At 74.2% G+C, this 18,021-nt stretch carries 18 protein-coding genes; 13 read left to right on the plus strand and 5 right to left on the minus strand.

Annotated features, from left to right (window positions below):
- Positions 1-4 precede the first annotated feature (4 nt).
- Positions 5-1,429, plus strand: a complete 1,425-nt coding sequence (locus tag ABDB74_RS20040) for a phospholipid carrier-dependent glycosyltransferase (RefSeq protein ID WP_346620649.1) — start codon at positions 5-7, stop codon at positions 1,427-1,429.
- On the opposite strand, the gene ABDB74_RS20045 is transcribed toward ABDB74_RS20040, so the two are convergent.
- Positions 1,367-2,608 (minus strand): glycosyltransferase 87 family protein, encoded by a 1,242-nt coding sequence (locus ABDB74_RS20045; RefSeq protein ID WP_346620651.1) that lies wholly within the window; start codon positions 2,606-2,608, stop codon positions 1,367-1,369. The two genes, ABDB74_RS20040 and ABDB74_RS20045, sit on opposite strands and share 63 nt — an antisense overlap.
- Positions 2,609-2,697: 89 nt before the next feature.
- On the opposite strand from ABDB74_RS20045, the gene ABDB74_RS20050 reads away from it, so the two are divergent.
- The 5 genes from ABDB74_RS20050 to ABDB74_RS20070 all read left to right on the plus strand — a co-directional run bounded on the left by ABDB74_RS20050 (position 2,698) and on the right by ABDB74_RS20070 (position 9,502).
- A complete protein-coding gene (locus tag ABDB74_RS20050) occupies positions 2,698-3,930 on the plus strand; it encodes a DUF2786 domain-containing protein (RefSeq protein ID WP_346620652.1) in 1,233 nt (410 codons plus the stop codon).
- A 144-nt stretch (positions 3,931-4,074) separates the two neighbouring features.
- Complete coding sequence (locus tag ABDB74_RS20055) at positions 4,075-5,781, plus strand: ATP-dependent DNA helicase RecQ (protein WP_346620654.1); 1,707 nt, start codon at positions 4,075-4,077, stop codon at positions 5,779-5,781.
- A gap of 112 nt (positions 5,782-5,893) precedes the next feature.
- Positions 5,894-7,549 carry a carbamoyltransferase C-terminal domain-containing protein gene (locus ABDB74_RS20060; protein ID WP_346620656.1) on the plus strand — a complete coding sequence of 552 codons (1,656 nt, stop codon included), beginning with the start codon at positions 5,894-5,896 and terminating at the stop codon, positions 7,547-7,549.
- Between the two features lie 147 nt (positions 7,550-7,696).
- A complete protein-coding gene (locus ABDB74_RS20065; RefSeq protein WP_346620658.1) occupies positions 7,697-8,143 on the plus strand; it encodes a DUF4383 domain-containing protein in 447 nt (148 codons plus the stop codon).
- A 147-nt stretch (positions 8,144-8,290) separates the two neighbouring features.
- Positions 8,291-9,502 carry an acyl-CoA dehydrogenase family protein gene (locus tag ABDB74_RS20070; protein WP_346620660.1) on the plus strand — a complete coding sequence of 404 codons (1,212 nt, stop codon included), beginning with the start codon at positions 8,291-8,293 and terminating at the stop codon, positions 9,500-9,502.
- Between the two features lie 97 nt (positions 9,503-9,599).
- On the opposite strand, the gene ABDB74_RS20075 is transcribed toward ABDB74_RS20070, so the two are convergent.
- Positions 9,600-9,800, minus strand: a complete 201-nt coding sequence (locus ABDB74_RS20075) for a hypothetical protein (RefSeq protein ID WP_346620662.1) — start codon at positions 9,798-9,800, stop codon at positions 9,600-9,602.
- A gap of 165 nt (positions 9,801-9,965) precedes the next feature.
- Between ABDB74_RS20075 and ABDB74_RS20080 the strand changes: the two genes are divergently transcribed.
- Positions 9,966-10,475, plus strand: a complete 510-nt coding sequence (locus tag ABDB74_RS20080; RefSeq protein ID WP_346620663.1) for a SigE family RNA polymerase sigma factor — start codon at positions 9,966-9,968, stop codon at positions 10,473-10,475.
- 1 nt (position 10,476) lies between these two features.
- Complete coding sequence (locus tag ABDB74_RS20085) at positions 10,477-11,895, plus strand: hypothetical protein (RefSeq protein WP_346620665.1); 1,419 nt, start codon at positions 10,477-10,479, stop codon at positions 11,893-11,895.
- Positions 11,896-11,981: 86 nt separating this feature from the next.
- On the opposite strand, the gene ABDB74_RS20090 is transcribed toward ABDB74_RS20085, so the two are convergent.
- Complete coding sequence (locus ABDB74_RS20090) at positions 11,982-12,197, minus strand: hypothetical protein (RefSeq protein WP_346620666.1); 216 nt, start codon at positions 12,195-12,197, stop codon at positions 11,982-11,984.
- Between the two features lie 167 nt (positions 12,198-12,364).
- Here ABDB74_RS20090 and ABDB74_RS20095 point away from each other — a divergent pair, with 167 nt between their 5' ends.
- Positions 12,365-13,315, plus strand: coding sequence for an acyl-ACP desaturase (locus ABDB74_RS20095; protein WP_346620667.1), 951 nt, complete (start codon positions 12,365-12,367; stop codon positions 13,313-13,315).
- 37 nt (positions 13,316-13,352) lie between these two features.
- Here ABDB74_RS20095 and ABDB74_RS20100 read toward each other — a convergent pair whose 3' ends face one another.
- Positions 13,353-13,871: a GNAT family N-acetyltransferase gene (locus ABDB74_RS20100; protein WP_346620668.1), complete on the minus strand. Its 519-nt coding sequence runs from the start codon at positions 13,869-13,871 to the stop codon at positions 13,353-13,355.
- Between the two features lie 90 nt (positions 13,872-13,961).
- Here ABDB74_RS20100 and ABDB74_RS20105 point away from each other — a divergent pair, with 90 nt between their 5' ends.
- Positions 13,962-14,234 carry a metalloregulator ArsR/SmtB family transcription factor gene (locus tag ABDB74_RS20105; protein WP_346620669.1) on the plus strand — a complete coding sequence of 91 codons (273 nt, stop codon included), beginning with the start codon at positions 13,962-13,964 and terminating at the stop codon, positions 14,232-14,234.
- A gap of 10 nt (positions 14,235-14,244) precedes the next feature.
- The gene (locus ABDB74_RS20110; RefSeq protein ID WP_346620670.1) at positions 14,245-14,631 is read left to right on the plus strand and encodes a VOC family protein; all 387 of its coding nucleotides are present in this window, start codon (positions 14,245-14,247) and stop codon (positions 14,629-14,631) included.
- A 4-nt stretch (positions 14,632-14,635) separates the two neighbouring features.
- Here the strand turns inward: ABDB74_RS20110 and ABDB74_RS20115 are convergent, their stop codons facing one another.
- Positions 14,636-16,189 (minus strand): LCP family protein, encoded by a 1,554-nt coding sequence (locus ABDB74_RS20115; protein WP_346620672.1) that lies wholly within the window; start codon positions 16,187-16,189, stop codon positions 14,636-14,638.
- A gap of 149 nt (positions 16,190-16,338) precedes the next feature.
- On the opposite strand from ABDB74_RS20115, the gene ABDB74_RS20120 reads away from it, so the two are divergent.
- Both ABDB74_RS20120 and yaaA read left to right on the plus strand, forming a co-directional pair.
- Positions 16,339-17,139, plus strand: a complete 801-nt coding sequence (locus ABDB74_RS20120; protein ID WP_346620674.1) for an exodeoxyribonuclease III — start codon at positions 16,339-16,341, stop codon at positions 17,137-17,139.
- 22 nt (positions 17,140-17,161) lie between these two features.
- Complete coding sequence (gene yaaA, locus ABDB74_RS20125; RefSeq protein ID WP_346620676.1) at positions 17,162-17,908, plus strand: peroxide stress protein YaaA; 747 nt, start codon at positions 17,162-17,164, stop codon at positions 17,906-17,908.
- The last annotated feature ends 113 nt before the right edge of the window (positions 17,909-18,021 follow it).

Consider the following 18,021-nt stretch of genomic DNA (forward strand, 5'->3'; position numbering starts at 1 on the left):
TCCGGTGAGCACCGCCGTCGCACCGGCGGAGCAGCACACAGCGGGCGGCGCCTCCGGGCGCCGCCCGTTGTCGGCCTGGGTGGTCCCCCTCGCGTTGCTCTGCGTGGCCGCAGCCGTGCGGCTGTGGGACCTCGGCGACCCCGACCGGCTGTACTTCGACGAGAAGTACTACGGGGTCGACGCGTACGACTACGTGACCCGCGGCGTCGAGGAGGGCCGGCCGGCCCATCCACCGATGGGCAAGTGGGTCATCGCGCTCGGCATCCAGCTGTTCGGCTACACGCCGTTCGGCTGGCGCATCGGTGTGGCCGTGGCCGGGTCCCTGACGGTGCTCCTCGTCCACCTGTGCGGCCTGCGGCTGTTCCGCCGCACCGCACCGGCCGCCCTCGCGGCGCTCCTGGTGGCCCTGGACGGGCTCGCGGTGACCACCAGCCGCATCGCCATGCTCGACGCGGTGCTCGCCCTGTTCGTGGTCGCCGCCTTCTGGCTGGTCCTGCTGGACCGGGACGCCCGGCGGCACGGCCGCGGGGGCGGGGAGTCCCTGCGGCGCTCGTTCCTCGGGTCCCGCTACCGCTGGCTGGCCGGGGTCGCTCTCGGGCTGGCGGTCGCCACCAAGTGGTCCGGCCTGCTGGCCATCGCCGCCGCCGGTCTGCTGATCCTGGGCACGGAGCTGTGCTCCCGCCGCGAGGGGCTCCGCCGCGGCGCCCAGCGGGCGGCCGCCGTCACCGCCGGGGCCGTCCTGAGCCTCCTGCTGCTGCCCGCCGCCGTCTACGTCGCCGCCCACGCCGGCTGGTTCGCGAACTACGCGGACAGCTACGCCGCCGAACGCGCCTGCGACGCCGGGGACTGCGGCTCCGGGCCCGGCGACCGGCTCGAGACCTGGTGGGAGATGCACGTCGACCTGGTCGACATGCACCGCAACCTGGAGGCGACGCACCCCTACCGCTCGGACCCCCTGGGCTGGCCCTGGCTGGAACGGCCGGTGCTCGCCTACGCCGAGAGCTGCACGACGTCCCAGCAGGAGGCCGGGGAGTGCGAGGTCCCGCCCGGGACTGTCGCGCGGATCACCCTGGTCGGCAGCCCGGCGCTCTGGTGGCCGGCCCTGCTGGCCTACCCGGTGCTCCTCTGGCGGGCGGCGGTCCGTCGGGACGGCGTCGCCGCGACGATCCTGGTGCCGCTGGTGCTGCTCTGGCTGCCGTGGCTGGCCGCCGGCAAGCCCGGCTACTTCTTCTACCTGCTCCCGGCGGTGCCCTTCATCGCCCTGGGCCTGGTCCGGGCCGTGCAGGTCAGCCCCCGCCCCCGCCTGCTCGGGGGCGGGCTGCTCGTCCTCGCCGTGGCCTGCTTCGCGTTCTTCGCGCCCATCTGGCTAGGGATCCCGCTGGACCGGGACGCCCTCGACCTGCGGTACTGGCTGCCGTCCTGGCGGTGAGCCGGCCGGCCGGCGCACCACCTCGACGACGACCCACACCAGCGCGAGGGCACGGAGGACGACGGCCACGGCCAGCACCGGGTACGGCAGCCCCTCGCCGAAGCCCGCGCGGCCGCCGAGGTAGGGGAACTCGACGGCGTGCACCAGGACGTCGCTGAGCACCACGGCGACGAACGGCGCGGCGCGACGCAGGACCAGGGCCATGAGCGGCACCAGCCACAGCGTGTACTGCGGCGAGTAGACCTTGTTGGCCAGGATGAAGCAGACGAGCACCGGCAGCAGCAGCTGCCACCAGTCCTCGGGGCGGCGCCGGCGCACCCCGAGGACGACGACCGCGGTGGCAGCCAACCCGAACACGAGCAGGCTGGCGAGGCTCAGCGCCGCCGGATCCAGGTTCGGACCACCCAGCCGGGCGAGGAGGAACCAGAGGCTGTCGACGTGCGCGCCCCGACTGCTGCTCAGCTCGTAGAAGCGGTCCCAGCCGTCGGGCGCGAGCAGGTAGGCCGGCACGTGCACCGCCACGAACACCAGCGCCGCGGCGCCGCCGTGCAGGAGCGCGGCACCGGGCCGGCGCCGCGCCAGGAGAGCCAGCACGACCAGGGGAACGAGGAAGCCCGGGAACACCTTGGCGGCGGCGCCGAGGCCCGCGAGGACGCCCGAGGCGGTGTGCCGCCCCCGCACGTGGAGCAGGACCGCCCCGAGCAGCAGCGCCACCGGCAGCGTGTCCCAGTTGAAGAAGGCGTAGAGGAGCAGCGTGGGTGCGGCGGCCCACCACAGCAGCCGCCCCGGCCCCAGGCCCAGCCGACGCAGCAGCACCAGCGCCACCAGGACCTCGACCACCACGAACAGGCCGTTGGTCGCGGCGAACGTCATGGTGGTGGGGGCGCCCGGCAGCACGTGCGCGAGGACGGCGGCCAGCCAGATCCGGACGGCGAGCACCGGCGGGTACTCCAGCGGCTCGTCCCCGTAGGGCCCCGCCCCCTCGTCCAGCCCCCGGCGGGACCACAGCGGGGCCACGTCGGAGTAGCAGTAGCCGTAGAACTGCTCACCGCCGGACCAGCCACCGGGCAGGCAGCGGGCCCGCATCCACCAGCCGCCGGCCAGCACCAGCAGGGCGACGCCGACCGCCGCCAGGGTGCCGGCCCGCCGCCGCCTGGTCGATGCGGTGGTGACGGGCACCGCAAGACCCTAGCCGCGCCTGTGGACGGCGCGCCTCCTCCACAGGCCACCGGCTCCGGGCGTCGGCCCGGGCGGGCAGCATGCCGATCGTGATCGACGACGCCTGGCTCGCGAACCTGCTCCGGCACCGGGCTCCGGCGCTCAGCGACGCCCGAGTCGCCGCCGAGGTGGCGGCCACGCTCAGCGCGCACGGGTTCGCCCTCGACGAGGGTGGCCTGCTCACGCGGACGCTGGGCGACGCACTCGACGCCACCTGGGAGCGGGGATGGCAGCCGGCCGATGTCGCCCATGCCGTCCGGCGGCAGGTGGGCGCGGGAGCGGTGCCACTGCTCGTCGCCCTGGTCGCCGACCACGCGCGCCGCACGGATGCGGCCTCCCGGGCGCCCGAGGACTGGGTGGAGCAGCTGCACGAGCTCGGAGCACGTGATGGCGGGGCCGCGGCCGGGGACGCAGGTGGCACCACCACGGTCGTCCTGGCCTGGCACCGGGCCTCTCGGCGGGCACCGGCCGAGGCGTGGCGGATCGTGCTGCAGCTGACCGGGATGCTGCGCACCACCGCGCGGATCGAGCTCCTCGTGCCGCCGCCGTCGCGGTGGAGCGCAGCCCCGCGACGCGCCGATCGGTCGGGCGCGACCGACGACGACCGGGCGTTGCGGCGCATCCGCGCGCTGCTGGCAAAGGCGGAGTCGACGGGATTCCCCGACGAGGCGGAGGCGCTGACGGCCAAGGCGCAGGAGCTCATGACCCGGCACGCGGTGGAGGCGGCGCTGCTCGGCGGCGGCTCGCCGGCTGCCGTCGACGTCGACACCCGGCGGGTGCACGTCACCGATCCCTATGCGCGCGCCAAGACCCGGCTGCTGGGCGCCGTCGCGGAGGCGAACGACGTGCAGCTCGTCTGGTATCAGGGCCTCGGCATCGCCACCCTCGTCGGCCTCCGGTCGGACCTCGACGCGGTGGAGCTGCTGTTCACGTCGTTGCTGCTCCAGGTCGTGCAGGCGCTGGCCGAAGCGGAACGGCAGCAGGGTCGCGGCGCGGCGCGGTCGTTCCGCCGCGCGTTCCTGCTCGGCTACGCCCACCGCATCGGCGAGCGGCTGGCCGCGGCACGCCGGGGGGCGACCGCCGAGGCGGAGGAGGAGCGGGGCCTGGATCTGCTCCCGGTGCTGCGGTCGCGGCAGGAGGCGGTGGCGGCCCGGACGGCGGAGCTGTTCCCCGGGGTCCGGCGCAGCCGCGACCGGTCCTCGGTGGACGCGGGCGGGTGGCACGCCGGCCGGGCCGCGGCCGAGCGAGCCGACGTCGCGCCCCGGCGATCGTCCCTTCGCTGACGCCCTTCCTTTCCCGCCACCACAGCGATCGAGGGGCCGCCCCGACCACCGGGACCACCGAGCCGCTGCGTCGGCGTTCCCGCGGGAACGTGACGTGGGCCAGGGCACGGTTTGCCGCGGACCGCCGCAGGGGAGAGGCAGCCGGTGCCTCCCTCCCTGGAGCGGGACAACCCCGCCGGCGCCAGCGCCTCCGTCCGCACCCGCCGCATCCGCGAGTTCGCCCGCGACGTCCTGGGCCACGCGGAGTTCCGCCCCGGCCAGGAGCGCGCGATGCAGGCCGTCGTCGGAGGGCGGGACACGCTCGCCGTCCTCCCGTCGGGAGCCGGGAAGACGGCGGTCTACCAGGTCGCCGGGCAGCTGCTCGACGGGCCGGTCGTCGTCGTCTCGCCGCTCATCGCGCTGCAGCGCGACCAGGTCGACCGGCTGACCGAGTTGCCCGGCGAGGCGGGGCGCGCCGCCCAGCTCAACTCGAGCCTGTCGGCCGGCGACCAGCGGGAGGCGCTGGACGGCATCGGGGACGGAACGGTCCGCTTCCTGTTCCTCGCGCCCGAGCAGCTGGCCAAGCCGGAGGTGGTGGACACGATCGCCGCGGCGGATCCGGCGCTGTTCGTCGTCGACGAGGCGCACTGCGTCTCCGCCTGGGGCCACGACTTCCGGCCCGACTACCTGCGGCTGGGCGGCGTCATCGAGCAGCTGGGCCACCCGACCGTCCTGGCCCTCACCGCCACCGCCGCGCCGCCGGTGCGGGCCGAGATCGTCGATCAGCTCGGGATGCGCGACCCCGAGGTGGTCGTGGCCGGGTTCGACCGTCCCGAGATCCGGCTGGAGGTCGACCAGTACGCCGACGCGCACGCGAAGGACCAGGGCGTGCTCGACCGGGTGCTCGCCGAGATCGGCGACGGCCGGGGGCCCGGGATCGTCTACGGCGCCACCCGCCGGGGCACCGAGGAGATCGCCACCGCGCTGGCCGACCGCGGGTTGCGCGCCCGGCACTACCACGCGGGGCTGACCAAGTCCGACCGCGAGGAGACCCAGCGCGCCTGGATGGCCGACGAGCTCGACGTCGTCGTCGCCACCACCGCGTTCGGCATGGGCATCGACAAGCCCGGCACCCGGTTCGTGGTCCACGCCGAGCCCGCCGACTCGGTCGACAGCTACTACCAGGAGATCGGGCGGGCCGGCCGGGACGGTGAGCCCGCGCTGGCCGTCCTGGTCTACCGCCAGGAGGACCTCGGGCTGCGCCGCTTCTTCGCCGCCGGCGCCCCGGCCGAGGAGGAGCTGCAGCAGGTGGCCGGGTTGGTGGCCGCCGCGCCGGCGGCGGGCCTCGAGGACGGCGTCGACGTGAAGACGCTGCGCGCGGAGACGGGCCGCGCCGCCACTCCCCTGGCCAGGGACCTCAACCTGCTCGAGCAGGTGTCCGCCGTCGTCCTGGACGAGGACGGCGCCGCCCACCCGGCCGAGGGCGCCCCCGCCCCAGGGGCGGCGGCCGCCGCGGCGCGCGAGCTCGCGGAGCACCACGAGAAGGTGGACCAGAGCCGGGTGGAGATGATGCGCGGCTACGCCGAGACCACCGAGTGCCGCCGGCAGTTCCTCCTCGGCTACTTCGGTGAGCAGCTCGACCAGCCCTGCGGCAACTGCGACACCTGCTCCGCCGGCACCGCCCGCGAGCACACCGACGACGACGCGGGCACGCCCTTCCCGGTGGAGACGCCGGTGTCGCACAGCGAGTGGGGCGCCGGGGTGGTGATGCGGGTGGAGGACGACCGGATCACCGTGCTGTTCGACGAGGTCGGCTACAAGACGCTCGCCGTGGCCGCCGTGCTGGAGCACGACCTGCTCCACCGCCGCTGACGGCCGCCGTCCTCGACCTGCGGGACGGCGTGGGCAGGCTCATGATCATCGAGGGAACGACGGGTCGGTGCCCGGAGCAGACGGGCAAGGACCCAGGAGGAGGAGTGCGCGCGTGAAGGTCCTCGGCATCAACGCGATCTACCACGACCCGGCGGCGGCGCTCGTCGTCGACGGGAGGATCGTCGCGGCGGCGGAAGAGGAGCGGTTCAGCCGGCGGAAGCACGGCAAGCGCCCGCTGCCGTGGAGCGCGTGGGAGCTGCCGGAGCTGTCGGCCGCCTGGTGCCTGGCCGAGGCCGGCATCCGCCCCGAGGAGCTCGACGCCGTCGCCTACTCCTTCGACCCGGCGCTGATGGGCACGCCGGAGGAGTCCGGTCTGTTCGACGACGGCGACACCATGCGCAGGAAGTACGCCGAGATGGCGCCGGACTTCCTGGCCCACGCCCTGCCCGGGCTGGACCCGGCGAAGGTCCGCTTCGTCAAGCACCACGTGGCCCACGCCGCCTCCGCGGGCAAGGCCGCGCCGCAGCGGGACAACGCCGTCCTCGTGCTGGACGGCCGCGGGGAGGCGCACAGCCACCTCGCCGGCCGCTACGTCGACGGACAGCTGGAGGTGCTCGCCGGGCAGGCGCTCCCCCACTCGCTCGGGCTGATGTACGAGGAGCTCACCGACCACCTCGGGTTCCTGCGCAGCTCCGACGAGTTCAAGGTCATGGCGATGGCCTCCTACGGGAAGCCGCGCTTCCTCGGCGAGCTCACCGAGCTCATCCGGGCCACCGACGACGGCGGCTTCCGCACCGAGACCATCGACTTCGCCGAGTTCGCGCCCCGCCTCGGCAAGGGCGACGACTGGACCGAGGCCCACGCCGACCTCGCCGCCAGCGTCCAGACGCGCCTGGAGGAGGTGCTGGTCGACCTCGCCCGCTGGGTGCACGAGCAGACCGGCGAGAAGACGCTCACGATGGCCGGCGGCACCGCGCTCAACTGCGTGGCCAACACCCGCATCCTGGCCGAGAGCCCGTTCGAGCAGGTGTGGGTGCAGCCGGCCGCCGGTGACGCCGGCACCGCGCTCGGCGCGGCGCTGCACGTCGCCGCCGAGCTGAGCGAGCGCACCGAGCCGATGGCCGGGGCCGACCTGGGCCGCGGCTGGGGCGACGACGAGATCGAGAAGGTGCTGCAGACGGCGGCGATCGTCTACGAGCGCCCCGACGACGTCGCCGAGGCCGTCGCCGAAGTGCTCGCCGACAACGGGATCGTCGCGTGGTTCCAGGGCCGCAGCGAGTACGGCCCGCGTGCGCTGGGCCACCGCTCGCTGCTCGCCCACCCCGGCTTCGAGGCCAACCTGGAACGGATGAACGACGTCAAGGGCCGCGAGCAGTTCCGCCCCGTCGCGCCGATGGTGCTGCTGGAGCGCGCCCCGGAGATCTTCAGCCGCGGGCCGATCCCCTCGCCGTACATGCTGTTCGTCCACGACGTCGCCGAGGAGTGGCGCGACCGCATCCCCACGGTCACCCACGTCGACGGCACGGCCCGGATCCAGACCATCGACCCCGCGACCGAACCGCTGGTGCACCGCATGATCTCGGGGTTCGAGCGGCGCACCGGCCTGCCGGTGGTGGTCAACACCAGCCTGAACACCGCGGGCCGCCCGATGGTCGACGACCCGCGCGATGCCCTGGAGTGCTTCGGCTCCGCCCCGGTCGACCTGCTCGCGATCGGCCCGTTCGTCGTCCGCCGGCCGAGGGCGACGTCCCGCACCGGGCGGGACTGAGCGGGCAGGTCACGGCCGGGTATCGGTTCGGGGCCGCCGGGCGTCCGGACCGGCCATCGCCGTTAGTCCTCCCCTGCCCCGGGTACCGGGCTCCTGGCAGCCACCTGTCAAGAACCTGGCAGGTCTCACGACCCATGGGAGGACACGATGTCTGCAACATCCGGCAACACCGGCGCGGACCGGGGCATGACCTGGCCGCAGATGCTGGCCCTGGCCATCGGGGCCATCTACACGCTGATCGGCGTCATCGGGTTCTTCATCACCGGATTCGACGACTTCGCGGCGCACACCGACGAGACCCTGCTCGGGTTCTCCATCAACCCGTTGCACAACATCGTGCACATCGTCATCGGGGTGGCGGGCCTGGCCCTGTTCCGGACCCTGAGGGGAGCCCGCACGTACGGCTGGCTGCTCGCCATCGGCTACGGCGCCGCGTTCATCTACGGCCTGTTCGCCGCCGGCGAGGAGGAGCCGCTGAACTTCCTCAGCATCAACTGGGCGGACAACTGGCTGCACCTGGTCAGCGCCCTGGCCGGTCTCGCGATCGCGCTGGGCCCGGTGCGCAACGCCGTCGAGGGGCGTACGCGCGCCTGACACCGGCAGCACCGGCCGCCGAGCGGTCACCCGGCAGAGCCGGGCCCTGCCGTCCCCCGGGGGCGGGAGGGCCCGGCTCTGCCGCGTCCGGGGGCCTGGGGCACCCCCGGTGCGACGGCGGTCACGTCCGGCGCTACGTTGCCGGGCATGGACTTCGCTCTCTCCGCCAAGGCCGAGGACGTCTGCGCCCGCGCGTGGGACTTCATGCGCGAGCACGTGTTCCCCGCCGAGCCGGTGTACGACGCCTGGCGCGCCGAGCGCGGCCATGACAACCACGAGCACCCGCCCGTGCTGGAGGAGCTCAAGGCCGAGGCGCGCAAGCGCGGCCTGTGGAACCTCTTCCACCACGAGGTCGGCGGGCTCTCCAACCTCGAGTACGCCTCGGTCGCCGAGATCACCGGCTGGTCGCCGGTCATCGCGCCGGAGTCGATGAACGTCGGCGCCCCGGACACCGGCAACATGGAGACGCTCATGCTCTTCGGGACGCCGGAGCACAAGGAGCGCTGGCTCAACCCGCTCCTCGAGGGCGAGATCCGCTCGGGCTTCGCCATGACCGAGCCCGACGTCGCCAGCTCCGACGCCCGCAACATCCAGACCTCGATCGTGCGCGACGGCGACGAGTACGTGATCAACGGCCGCAAGTGGTGGACCTCCGGCGCTGCCGACCCGCGCTGCCAGATCTTCATCGTGATGGGCAAGACCGACCCCGACGGCCCGCCGCACCGCCAGCAGTCGATGGTCCTCGTCCCCCGCGACACCCCGGGGCTGGAGATCATCCGGCACCTGCCCGTGTTCGGGTACCAGGACCAGCACGGCCACTCCGAGCTGCGGTTCACCGACGTCCGCGTGCCGGTCGGCAACATCCTCTCCGGCGAGGGCGACGGCTTCATGATCGCCCAGGCCCGGCTCGGCCCCGGCCGCATCCACCACTGCATGCGCGCCATCGGCATGGCCGAGCGTGCGCTGGCGCTGATGGTCGAGCGCAGCAAGAACCGCGTCGCCTTCGGCCGCCCGCTGGCCGACCAGGGCACCGTGCGGGAGGCCATCGCCCTCTCGCGGATCGAGATCGACCAGGCCCGCCTCTACGTGCTGAAGACCGCCGACCTGATCGACAAGTACGGGGCCAAGGGCGCCCGCACGGAGATCTCGGCGATCAAGGTCGCCGCCCCCAAGGTCGCGCTCGACGTCATCGACCGCGCGATCCAGGTGCATGGCGGCGCCGGCGTCAGCAACGACACGGTGCTCGCCCGGTTCTACGCCAGCGCGCGCACGCTGCGGATCGTCGACGGCCCGGACGCGGTGCACATCCGCGGCGTGGCCAAGGAGGAGCTGGCCCGGGAGCGCCCCTTCTCCGGCTGAGCGAGCCCCGCACGACCGGTGGCCCGGAACCGCTCGCGGTTCCGGGCCACCGCCGTCTCCGGCTCAGGGGCTCGGCGCTCTCAGGGGCTGGGCGCCCTCAAGGGCTGAGCGTCGTCCCGAACCCGCCGCCGGCCAGCTTGGCCATCAGCTGCGTCCGGTCCAGGCCCATCTCCGCCAGCGCGTCGCCGTCCCGGTCGGTGTCGATCTCGTCAGGAAGGCGCCCCTCGACCTGATCGGCCGTGTCGTTGTCCCCCTCGGTGCGCAGCACCCGCACCAGTTCGTCCTTGTCCAGCTTCACCGGTCCTCCGTCCGCCGCCCGTCGGGCGTCGTCGTGAGTGTGGTGCGGATCACCACGGGCCGCAACGACGCCCGAGCGGAACCGCTCAGATCACGATCCGGTCACGGCGGCGTTCATCCGCCCACCCCTCGGCCGTCCTAGACAGTGACGACGGGGGGAGGCCCGGTGGGACGAACGGACGACGACGCCTTCGAGGCCTTCGTGGCGGCACGGTCGGGGGAGCTGCTGCGCACCGCCGTGCTGCTGACGAGGGACCGCGGTCACGCGGAGGACCTGCTGCAGACCGCGCTCGTGAAGGCCTACCGCCGCTGGGGCCGGATCTCCGGCGACCCGTTCCCGTACGTGCGCCGGGTGCTCGTCACCAGCGCCGCGAGCTGGTGGCGCTTGCGCAGCACCCAGGAGATCGTGTCGCTGCCGGCCCACGACCCGGCCACCCCTGACGGGACCGATGCCGTCGCCGAGCGCGAGCGGCTGGCCGAGGCGCTCGCGACCCTGCCGCCCCGCATGCGGGCGGTGCTCGTCCTCCGCTACGCCGAGGACCTCAGCGAGGCGGCCACCGCCGAACTGCTCCGGTGCTCGGTCCACACCGTGCGGAGCCAGACCGTCCGGGGCCTCGCCCGGCTGCGCGCCGTCCTCGGCGCCGCCGTCCCCGCCGCCGTCTTCGAGGAGTGCTGACGTGACGATCTCCGACAGCGAGCTGGAAGCCGGCCTGCGCGACCTGCGCTATCGCGCCGACGTCCTCGCGCCTCCCCCGGCCGACCTGGCCGAACGCACCCGTGCGCGCTACCGCGCCCAGCGACGGTCCCGGACGGCGATCGCCGCCGGCGGCCTGGTGGCCCTGGCGCTCGTCGTCGGGGTGCCCGTCGCGACCTCCGGCCTGCTGAGCGGCGACCGGGGCGGCGAGGTCGCGGTGCCGAGCAGCCCGACCCAGGACCCGGCGCGCTCCCTCTACGACCTGCCGACGCGCGGCTCGTTCGCCGGGGACGAGGAGTGGCTGGCCGGGGTCCGGGAACTCGACTGGATCCCCCCGGAGCTGGCCGCCCAGCTGCCGCCGGGCGTCGAGCTGCCCGATCCACCGGTCGACACCCGCCGGGTCGCCTGGGCTGGGGAGGTGGCCGGTGGGCGGGTGGCGCTCGTCCTCGGCCGGGCCGAGCAGGAAGTCCTCGGCCGGACCGGACAGGAGGGCCTGGTCCAGACCTGGTTCACCGGTCCCGGTGACGCCGTGCCGGGCGAGATGGTCCCGGTCGGCTTCCCCGGGCCAGGCTCCGAACTGGACCCCACGGCGCTGTTCGCCGCCCCCTACGGGTCGCCCGCGCAGCGCGTGCTGGTGGTCGTCGGCGCGCCCGGGGACGAGGCCCGGATGCTGACCGGCCGGACGGTGACGGCCTCGGCCGACGTCGTCGACCGCTGGGAATCGGTGCTGATGGAGGAGGGCGCCGGCGCACTGGCGCTCGGCGACTCCGCCGACTGGCCGACCGGCCTCTCCGTGGAGATGTCCCGGCCCGGCCAGAGCCGGCCCCTCTACCCGCAGACCACCACCGGGGAGGGCCTGGACAGGGCCTGGAACGAGCCGGTGGAGGTCGCCGACCCCCGCGGGCTGCGCGGGCTCGCCCACGAGTTCGTCCTGCAGGAGGCGGCGCGGCAGCTCGCCGGGCGGTACGGGCTGCCGCTCCGCGACCTCCGCCCGACCCTGCTCGCGGCCGGCCCCGTGGGTGGCGGCTCGGAGGACCGGACCCTCCTGGTCGGCCTGACCTTCCCCTCGGGCGCGACGGGCGCCGCGCTCGTCGACTACTGGACGGACTCCTTCGACATGGCGCAGGAGGACTCGTTCCGCGTCACGCTGGCCGCGGCCGGCACCCCGCTCCTGGAGCAGGTGTTCGCCGTGCCCACGGCGAACTCGATCACGATCAGCGGGCCGGAGTCCGGCGCCCTGGCCGAGGTCCTCCTCGCGGACGGCATCCTGCACGCCACGGTGCCGCTGGTGGACGGCGCCGGGGTGGGCCCACTGGGCCCACCGGCGGCCGACCGGGTGCGGATCCTGGACGCCCGCGGCGCGGTCGTCGCCGAGGCACCGCTGTCGGAGCCCAGCGGATGAGCGAGCCGGCGTCGGTCACCGCGATGCGGCAGCTCGCCGAGGAGGCGCGCCGGGGCCGGTCGGCCCCTCCGCGGCGGCCCCGGCGCTCAGTCCCGGCCGGCCCGTCGGACCAGAAGGGCGCCGACGACCGCGAGGACGGCGGCGACCACGAGCTGGCCGATCCCCACGCCCGCCTGGTCGGCGGCGAACCAGGTCGGTGACGACACGAGGAGCACGAAGGCGACGCCGAGGACGAGCAGTCCGACCAGGCGCTCGCGGCGGGCGTTGCGGGAGACGGGAGCGCCGGGGGACGGGTCGGTCATGCCCCCACCCTGCCAAACCGGCCCGCGCGGCGAGCGGCGGCGGCACGCCGTGTCGACGTGATCGAGGGGTAGCGGCAGGCCGGACGGGGAACTCCCGTACGAGCACGACCGAAGGTTCCGTCGGCGTAGGTTGCGACGACGCAGGTCGAGTCGACCCGGAGGTCCCCATGCCCCAGACGTCCCCGCAGGCCGCAGTGCTGACGGAGCTCGAGCCCGTGGTCGCGGAGAACCTCGACCGGCACATCCGGATGGCGAAGGAGTGGCACCCGCACGACTACGTCCCGTGGGACGAAGGGCGCAACTTCGCCTTCCTGGGCGGCGAGGACTGGTCGCCCGAGCAGTCCCGGCTCGACGCCACGGCCAAGGCCGCGATGTTCGTGAACCTGCTGACCGAGGACAACCTGCCCAGCTACCACCGCGAGATCGCCACCCGGTTCGGCCGGGACGGCGCCTGGGGCCAGTGGGTGGGCCGCTGGACGGCGGAGGAGGGCCGGCACGGCGTCGCGCTGCGCGACTACCTCGTCGTCACCCGCGGGGTCGACCCGGTCGAGCTCGAGCGGGCCCGGATGGACTACATGACCACCGGCTACGACTCCGGTGACAAGACCCCGCTCGAGGCCGTCGCCTACGTCTCGTTCCAGGAGCTGGCCACGCGGGTCTCCCACCGCAACACCGGGAAGGCCACCGGCGACCCGGTCGCGGACAAGCTGCTGGCCCGCATCGCCACCGACGAGAACCTGCACATGATCTTCTACCGCAACCTCGTCACCGCGGCGTTCGACATCGACCCGGACGAGACGATGAAGGCCGTGGCCACCGAGGTCATGAACTTCGAGATGCCGGGCGCGAACATGGCGAACTTCCGGAAGAACTCCACGATCATCGCCAAGGCGGGCATCTACGACCTGCGGCTGCACCACGACGAGGTGGTCAGCCCGATCCTGCGCACCTGGAAGGTCTTCGAGCGCACCGACCTCGGGCCCGAGGGCGAGCAGGCCCGCGAGCAGCTGGCCGGGTTCCTCACCGGCCTGGACGCCCAGGCCTCGAAGTTCGTGGAGAGCCGCGAGCGGATGCGGGCCCGCATGGCGGCCAAGGGCGAGGTCCCCGTCCAGGTGTGAGGGGCCTCCGGACCGCGTACCGGTGCCCGGGCCCGGCTCAGAGCGGGCAGGACATGACGATCTCGTCGCGGTCGTCGCCGGGGGCCACCCGGATCGCCCCGGGCAGACGGCCGACCTCCCGGTAACCCAGTCCCCGGTAGAACCCGTCGACGCCCGTACCCCCGCGGGTGGTCAGGTGGAGGAACTCCCACCCGCGCTCCCGGGCGATCCGGTGCACCCCGTCCATCAGCACCCGGCCGAGCCCCTGGCCCTGGCGGGAGGGGTGCACCTGCACCCGCAGCACGGTGCCCCAGTGGCGGCGCAGCGGGCTCAGCGACCCGACGACGCTGGCGAAGCCCGCCGTCGCACCGTCCACCTCGAGCAGGGCGAGCACGTCCCGGCCGGAGTGGACGCCCTCCAGCAGCTTGTCGAGCAGCGGGGCGACGTCGTCCTCGGTGACCGGGGGCACGAACCCGACGGCGCCGCCGGCGTTGGTGACGTCGGTCCAGCAGCGGAGCAGCTCGGCCCGGAGCGGGTCGTCGACGGAGGTGACGGAGCGGACGACGGCGGCAGACACGCGGTCATTCTCCGCCCCCGCCTCCGCGCCGACGCGGGGCCGTGGCCGATGGGCTTGTCATGCAAGCAGCCGCTTGCCTATTGTCCGGGCGTGGGCGACGTGTTCAGAGCCCTCGCGGACCCCACCCGGCGCGCGATCCTCGACGTGCTCCAGGAGCGCGACGGCCAGACGTTGTTCGAGCTGATCAACCGGCTGGTCACCCGGCACGGCGTCAGCTGCTCGCGCCAGGCCGTCTCCCAGCACCTGGGCGTGCTCGAGGCCGCGGGCCTGGTGTGCACCCGCCGCGAGGGGCGCTACAAGTTCCACCACCTGGACACCACCCCCCTGAAGGCCGTCACCGAGCGGTGGCGGATCGACCCCTGAGGAGGGCACCGTGCGGATCACCCTGACCAGCGTGTTCGTCGACGACCAGGAGAAGGCGCTGCGCTTCTACACCGACGTCCTCGGCTTCACGAAGAAGAACGACGTCCCGCTCGGCGAGCACCGCTGGCTCACCGTCGTCTCGCCCGAGCAGCCCGACGGCGTGGAGCTGCTCCTCGAGCCCGACGAGCACCCGGTCGCACAGGCCTACAAGACGGGGCTGGTCGCCGACGGCATCCCGTACAACTCGTTCACGGTGGCCGACGTGCAGGCCGAGTACGACCGGCTGACCGCCCTGGGGGTCGCGTTCACCCAGCCGCCGGCGGCCATGGGACCCGTGACCACCGCCGTGCTCGACGACACCTGCGGCAACCTGCTGCAGATCGCCGCCACGAACTGACCGCTCAGCCCCGCCGGGTCGGCGGCTCGCCCTCGGCCAGCGCCTGCTCCGCCCGCTCGGGGTCGTAGGCGCAGGCGTCGGCCAGGTCGGCCGACGGGTCCGGCGCCGCATCGGGCGCCTCGTCGGGTGCCGGGGCGGGCGCCTCGTCGGGTGCCGGGGCGGGCGCCTCGTCGGGTGCCGGCGGGGCCGGGTCCAGCGCCTCGTCGACCAGCGTGCGGATCCGGTCGTAGTCGGGATAGGCGGGGTCGATCACGTCGGTGTCGAACACGACGCTGCGGATGTCGGCGTCCTGCACGAGGAACGCGAGGTCGACGAAGTCGTCGAGCACCGACCGCGGGATGTCGGTCCGGACGATGTCCTCGGTCGTCCGCGCCAGCCGCTGGTAGCGCTGCAGGAGCGTCACGGGGTCGGCGGCCTCGACGATCGCGTTGATCGCGCAGCGCTGCCGGGCCATCCGGTCGTAGTCGCTGAGGCCGAACCGGCCGCGGGTGAAGTCCAGCGCGCGCTCGCCGCCCATGTGCTGGTCCGGGCCCGGCGCGATGTAGTCGTCGGGGAGGATGCCCAGCGTCGGCTCACCGCCGATGGGGACCCAGTTGTTCACGTCGACGGTGATGCCGCCCAGCGCGTCGACCAGCTGGCTGAAGCCCTCGAGGTTGACCAGCACGTAGTAGTCGATGTCCAGGCCCAGCGCCTCCCCGACGCCCAGCTTCAGGAAGTCCGCACCCGGGTTGGCCGTGGGGCCGATGACGTCGGGGTACCAGGCCGGGCCGTTGCGGTAGACGGCGTTGAGCAGGCTCTCGCTCTCGCTCCCGGCCCAGAAGCCGTCGGGGTAGACCTCGGCCAGGGGGCTGTCCTCGGGGAACGGCAGGTCCTGCAGGTTGCGCGGCAGGCTGAGCAGCACCGTGTCGCCGGTGTCGGTGTCGATGCTGGCCACCATCACGGTGTCGGTGCGCACGCCCTCCCGGCCCTCCCCGCCGTCGCCGCCGAGCAGCAGGACGTTGACCCGCTCCTGGTCCGCGAAAGGGTCCGGGTCGTCGTCGTCGACGTCCACGGTCGCGGACTCCACGTCGTCGGCGAACACCCCGTCGATCAGGTCGCGGGACGTGGTGACCAGCTGCCCGACGAAGGCCGCCGGGACGGCGATCCCCGCGACGAGGACGGCGACCACCAGCGCGCCGACCATGTGCCGGCCCCGCGAGGTGCCCGGCGGCACCAGCATGCGGTAACCGGCGACGACCACGGCCGCCCACAGCAGCGCCAGCACGGCGCCGCCGATACCGATCCAGAGGAGCACGTCGGTGTCCACCGCCGTGCGGGCGGCGAAGCGGCGCCCGCCGGTGGCCAGCCAGACAGCACCGGCGACGAGCACCAGGAACACGGCGAGCACGACCGCACCCAGCCGCCGGCGACCCGCCGCGAGGAACGCCGTGCCGGGGACCAGGGCGCCCAGGACGGTCCAGCCCAGCGCCGCCCCGAAACCGCGGGCCGGCCGCCGGTCGCCGAGGCCGGAGGCCCGGCTACCCGGGTCGGGGACGGGGGACGTCGTCCCGCCGTTCATCCCACCACTCCTCGTCGCAGCTCGGTCATCGGACCATGATCCCACCGTCCTCCCAGGTCGGCGGCCCGGTGATCGCGCACGGCGGTCGGCCGGCGCGACACCGGGGCGGCCGGCCCGGACCGTCCGCGGCCGTCCGTAAGCTCGCCGCCGTGCGCCTGGCCACCTGGAACGTCAACTCGATCCGCACCCGCGCCGACCGCGTGGCGGCCTTCCTCGAGCGGCACGACGTCGACGTCCTGGCCATGCAGGAGACGAAGTGCCGGGACGACCAGTTCCCGGAGATGGTCTTCAGCGCCCTGGGCTACCAGGTCGCGCACCTGGGCCACTCGCAGTGGAACGGCGTCGCGATCCTGTCCCGCGTCGGCCTGGAGGACGTCACGGCCGGTTTCCCCGGCATGCCGTCCTGGTCGTCGAAGGAGGGCCAGGACCCGGTGCCCGAGGCCCGCGCGCTGGGCGCCACCTGCGATGGGGTGCGGGTCTGGAGCCTCTACGTGCCCAACGGCCGCACGCTGGCCGACCCGCACTACACCTACAAGCTCGAGTGGCTGGCCGCACTGCGCGACACCGGAGCGGGCTGGCTGGCCGACGACCCGGCCGCACCGGTGGCCCTGGTCGGCGACTGGAACATCGCCCCGCAGGACGACGACGTCTGGGACATGTCGGTCTTCAGCACCTCGACGCACGTCTCCGCGCCCGAGCGGGCGGCGTTCCGGGCGGTGGTCGACGCCGGGTACGCCGACGTGGTGCGCCCGCGCGCCCCGGGCCCCGGCGTCTACACCTACTGGGACTACACCCAGCTGCGCTTCCCCCGCCGCGAGGGCATGCGGATCGACTTCGTCCTCGGCTCCCCCGCCCTGGCCACCCGGGTGACCGGCGCCTTCATCGACCGCGAGGAGCGCAAGGGCAAGGGCGCCAGCGACCACGCCCCGGTCGTCGTCGACCTGACGTAAGGGGCACGTAGCCTGGCGCCTCGTGCTCGTCCTGCTGCCCCCGTCGGAGACCAAGGCCCCGGGCGGGGACGGTGCCCCGCTCGACCTCGGAACCTTGGTCGCGCCCGAGCTCACGCCGGTGCGCGCGGAGCTGACCAGGGCCCTGCTGGAGCTGGCCGCCGACGTCCCGGCGTCACGGGCGGCCCTGGGCCTCTCGGCGAAGCAGGACGGCGAGATCGCCCGGAACGCGGCGCTGTTCACCTCGGGCACCATGCCCGCCCTGCAGCGCTACACCGGCGTGCTCTACGACGCCCTGGACGTCGGCTCGCTGACCCGTGCGCAGCGGGCCCGGGCCGATCGCCGGCTGGCCGTCGGCTCCGCGCTGTTCGGGCTGGTCGGCGCCGCCGACCGCATCCCGGCGTACCGCTTGTCCGCCGGCTCGGTCCTGCCCGGGCTGCCCACGCTGCGCTCGCTGTGGAGGCCGGCGCTGGGACCGGTGCTCGCCGGGAGGGAGGGGCTGGTGGTCGACCTGCGCAGCGGTTCCTACGCCGCGCTCGCCCCCGTCCCCCGGGCGGTGACCGTCTCCGTGCTGAGCGAGCGCCCCGACGGCACCCGGTCGGTGGTGAGCCACTTCAGCAAGGCGCACAAGGGCCGACTGGCCCGCATCCTGGCCACCACCACCGCGGAGCCGGACGGCGTCGTGCGACTGCGTGGGCTGCTGAGGCGGGCGGGGTTGCACGTGGAACATGACGGCGGCATGGCGCTGACCCTGGTGGTCCCGGCGGACTGATGGCCGCGTCCTCGGCCGGCGTACCGGCGGTTGGTTGCGCACAACGGGTCCGTCGTGACATAAACTCCTGGGACCACGCGACTCGAACAACGCGGGTGCGCTGGTCCCGAGAC

Origin of the sequence: Blastococcus sp. HT6-4 (assembly GCF_039679125.1) — a bacterium.
GTDB lineage: Bacteria > Actinomycetota > Actinomycetes > Mycobacteriales > Geodermatophilaceae > Blastococcus > Blastococcus montanus.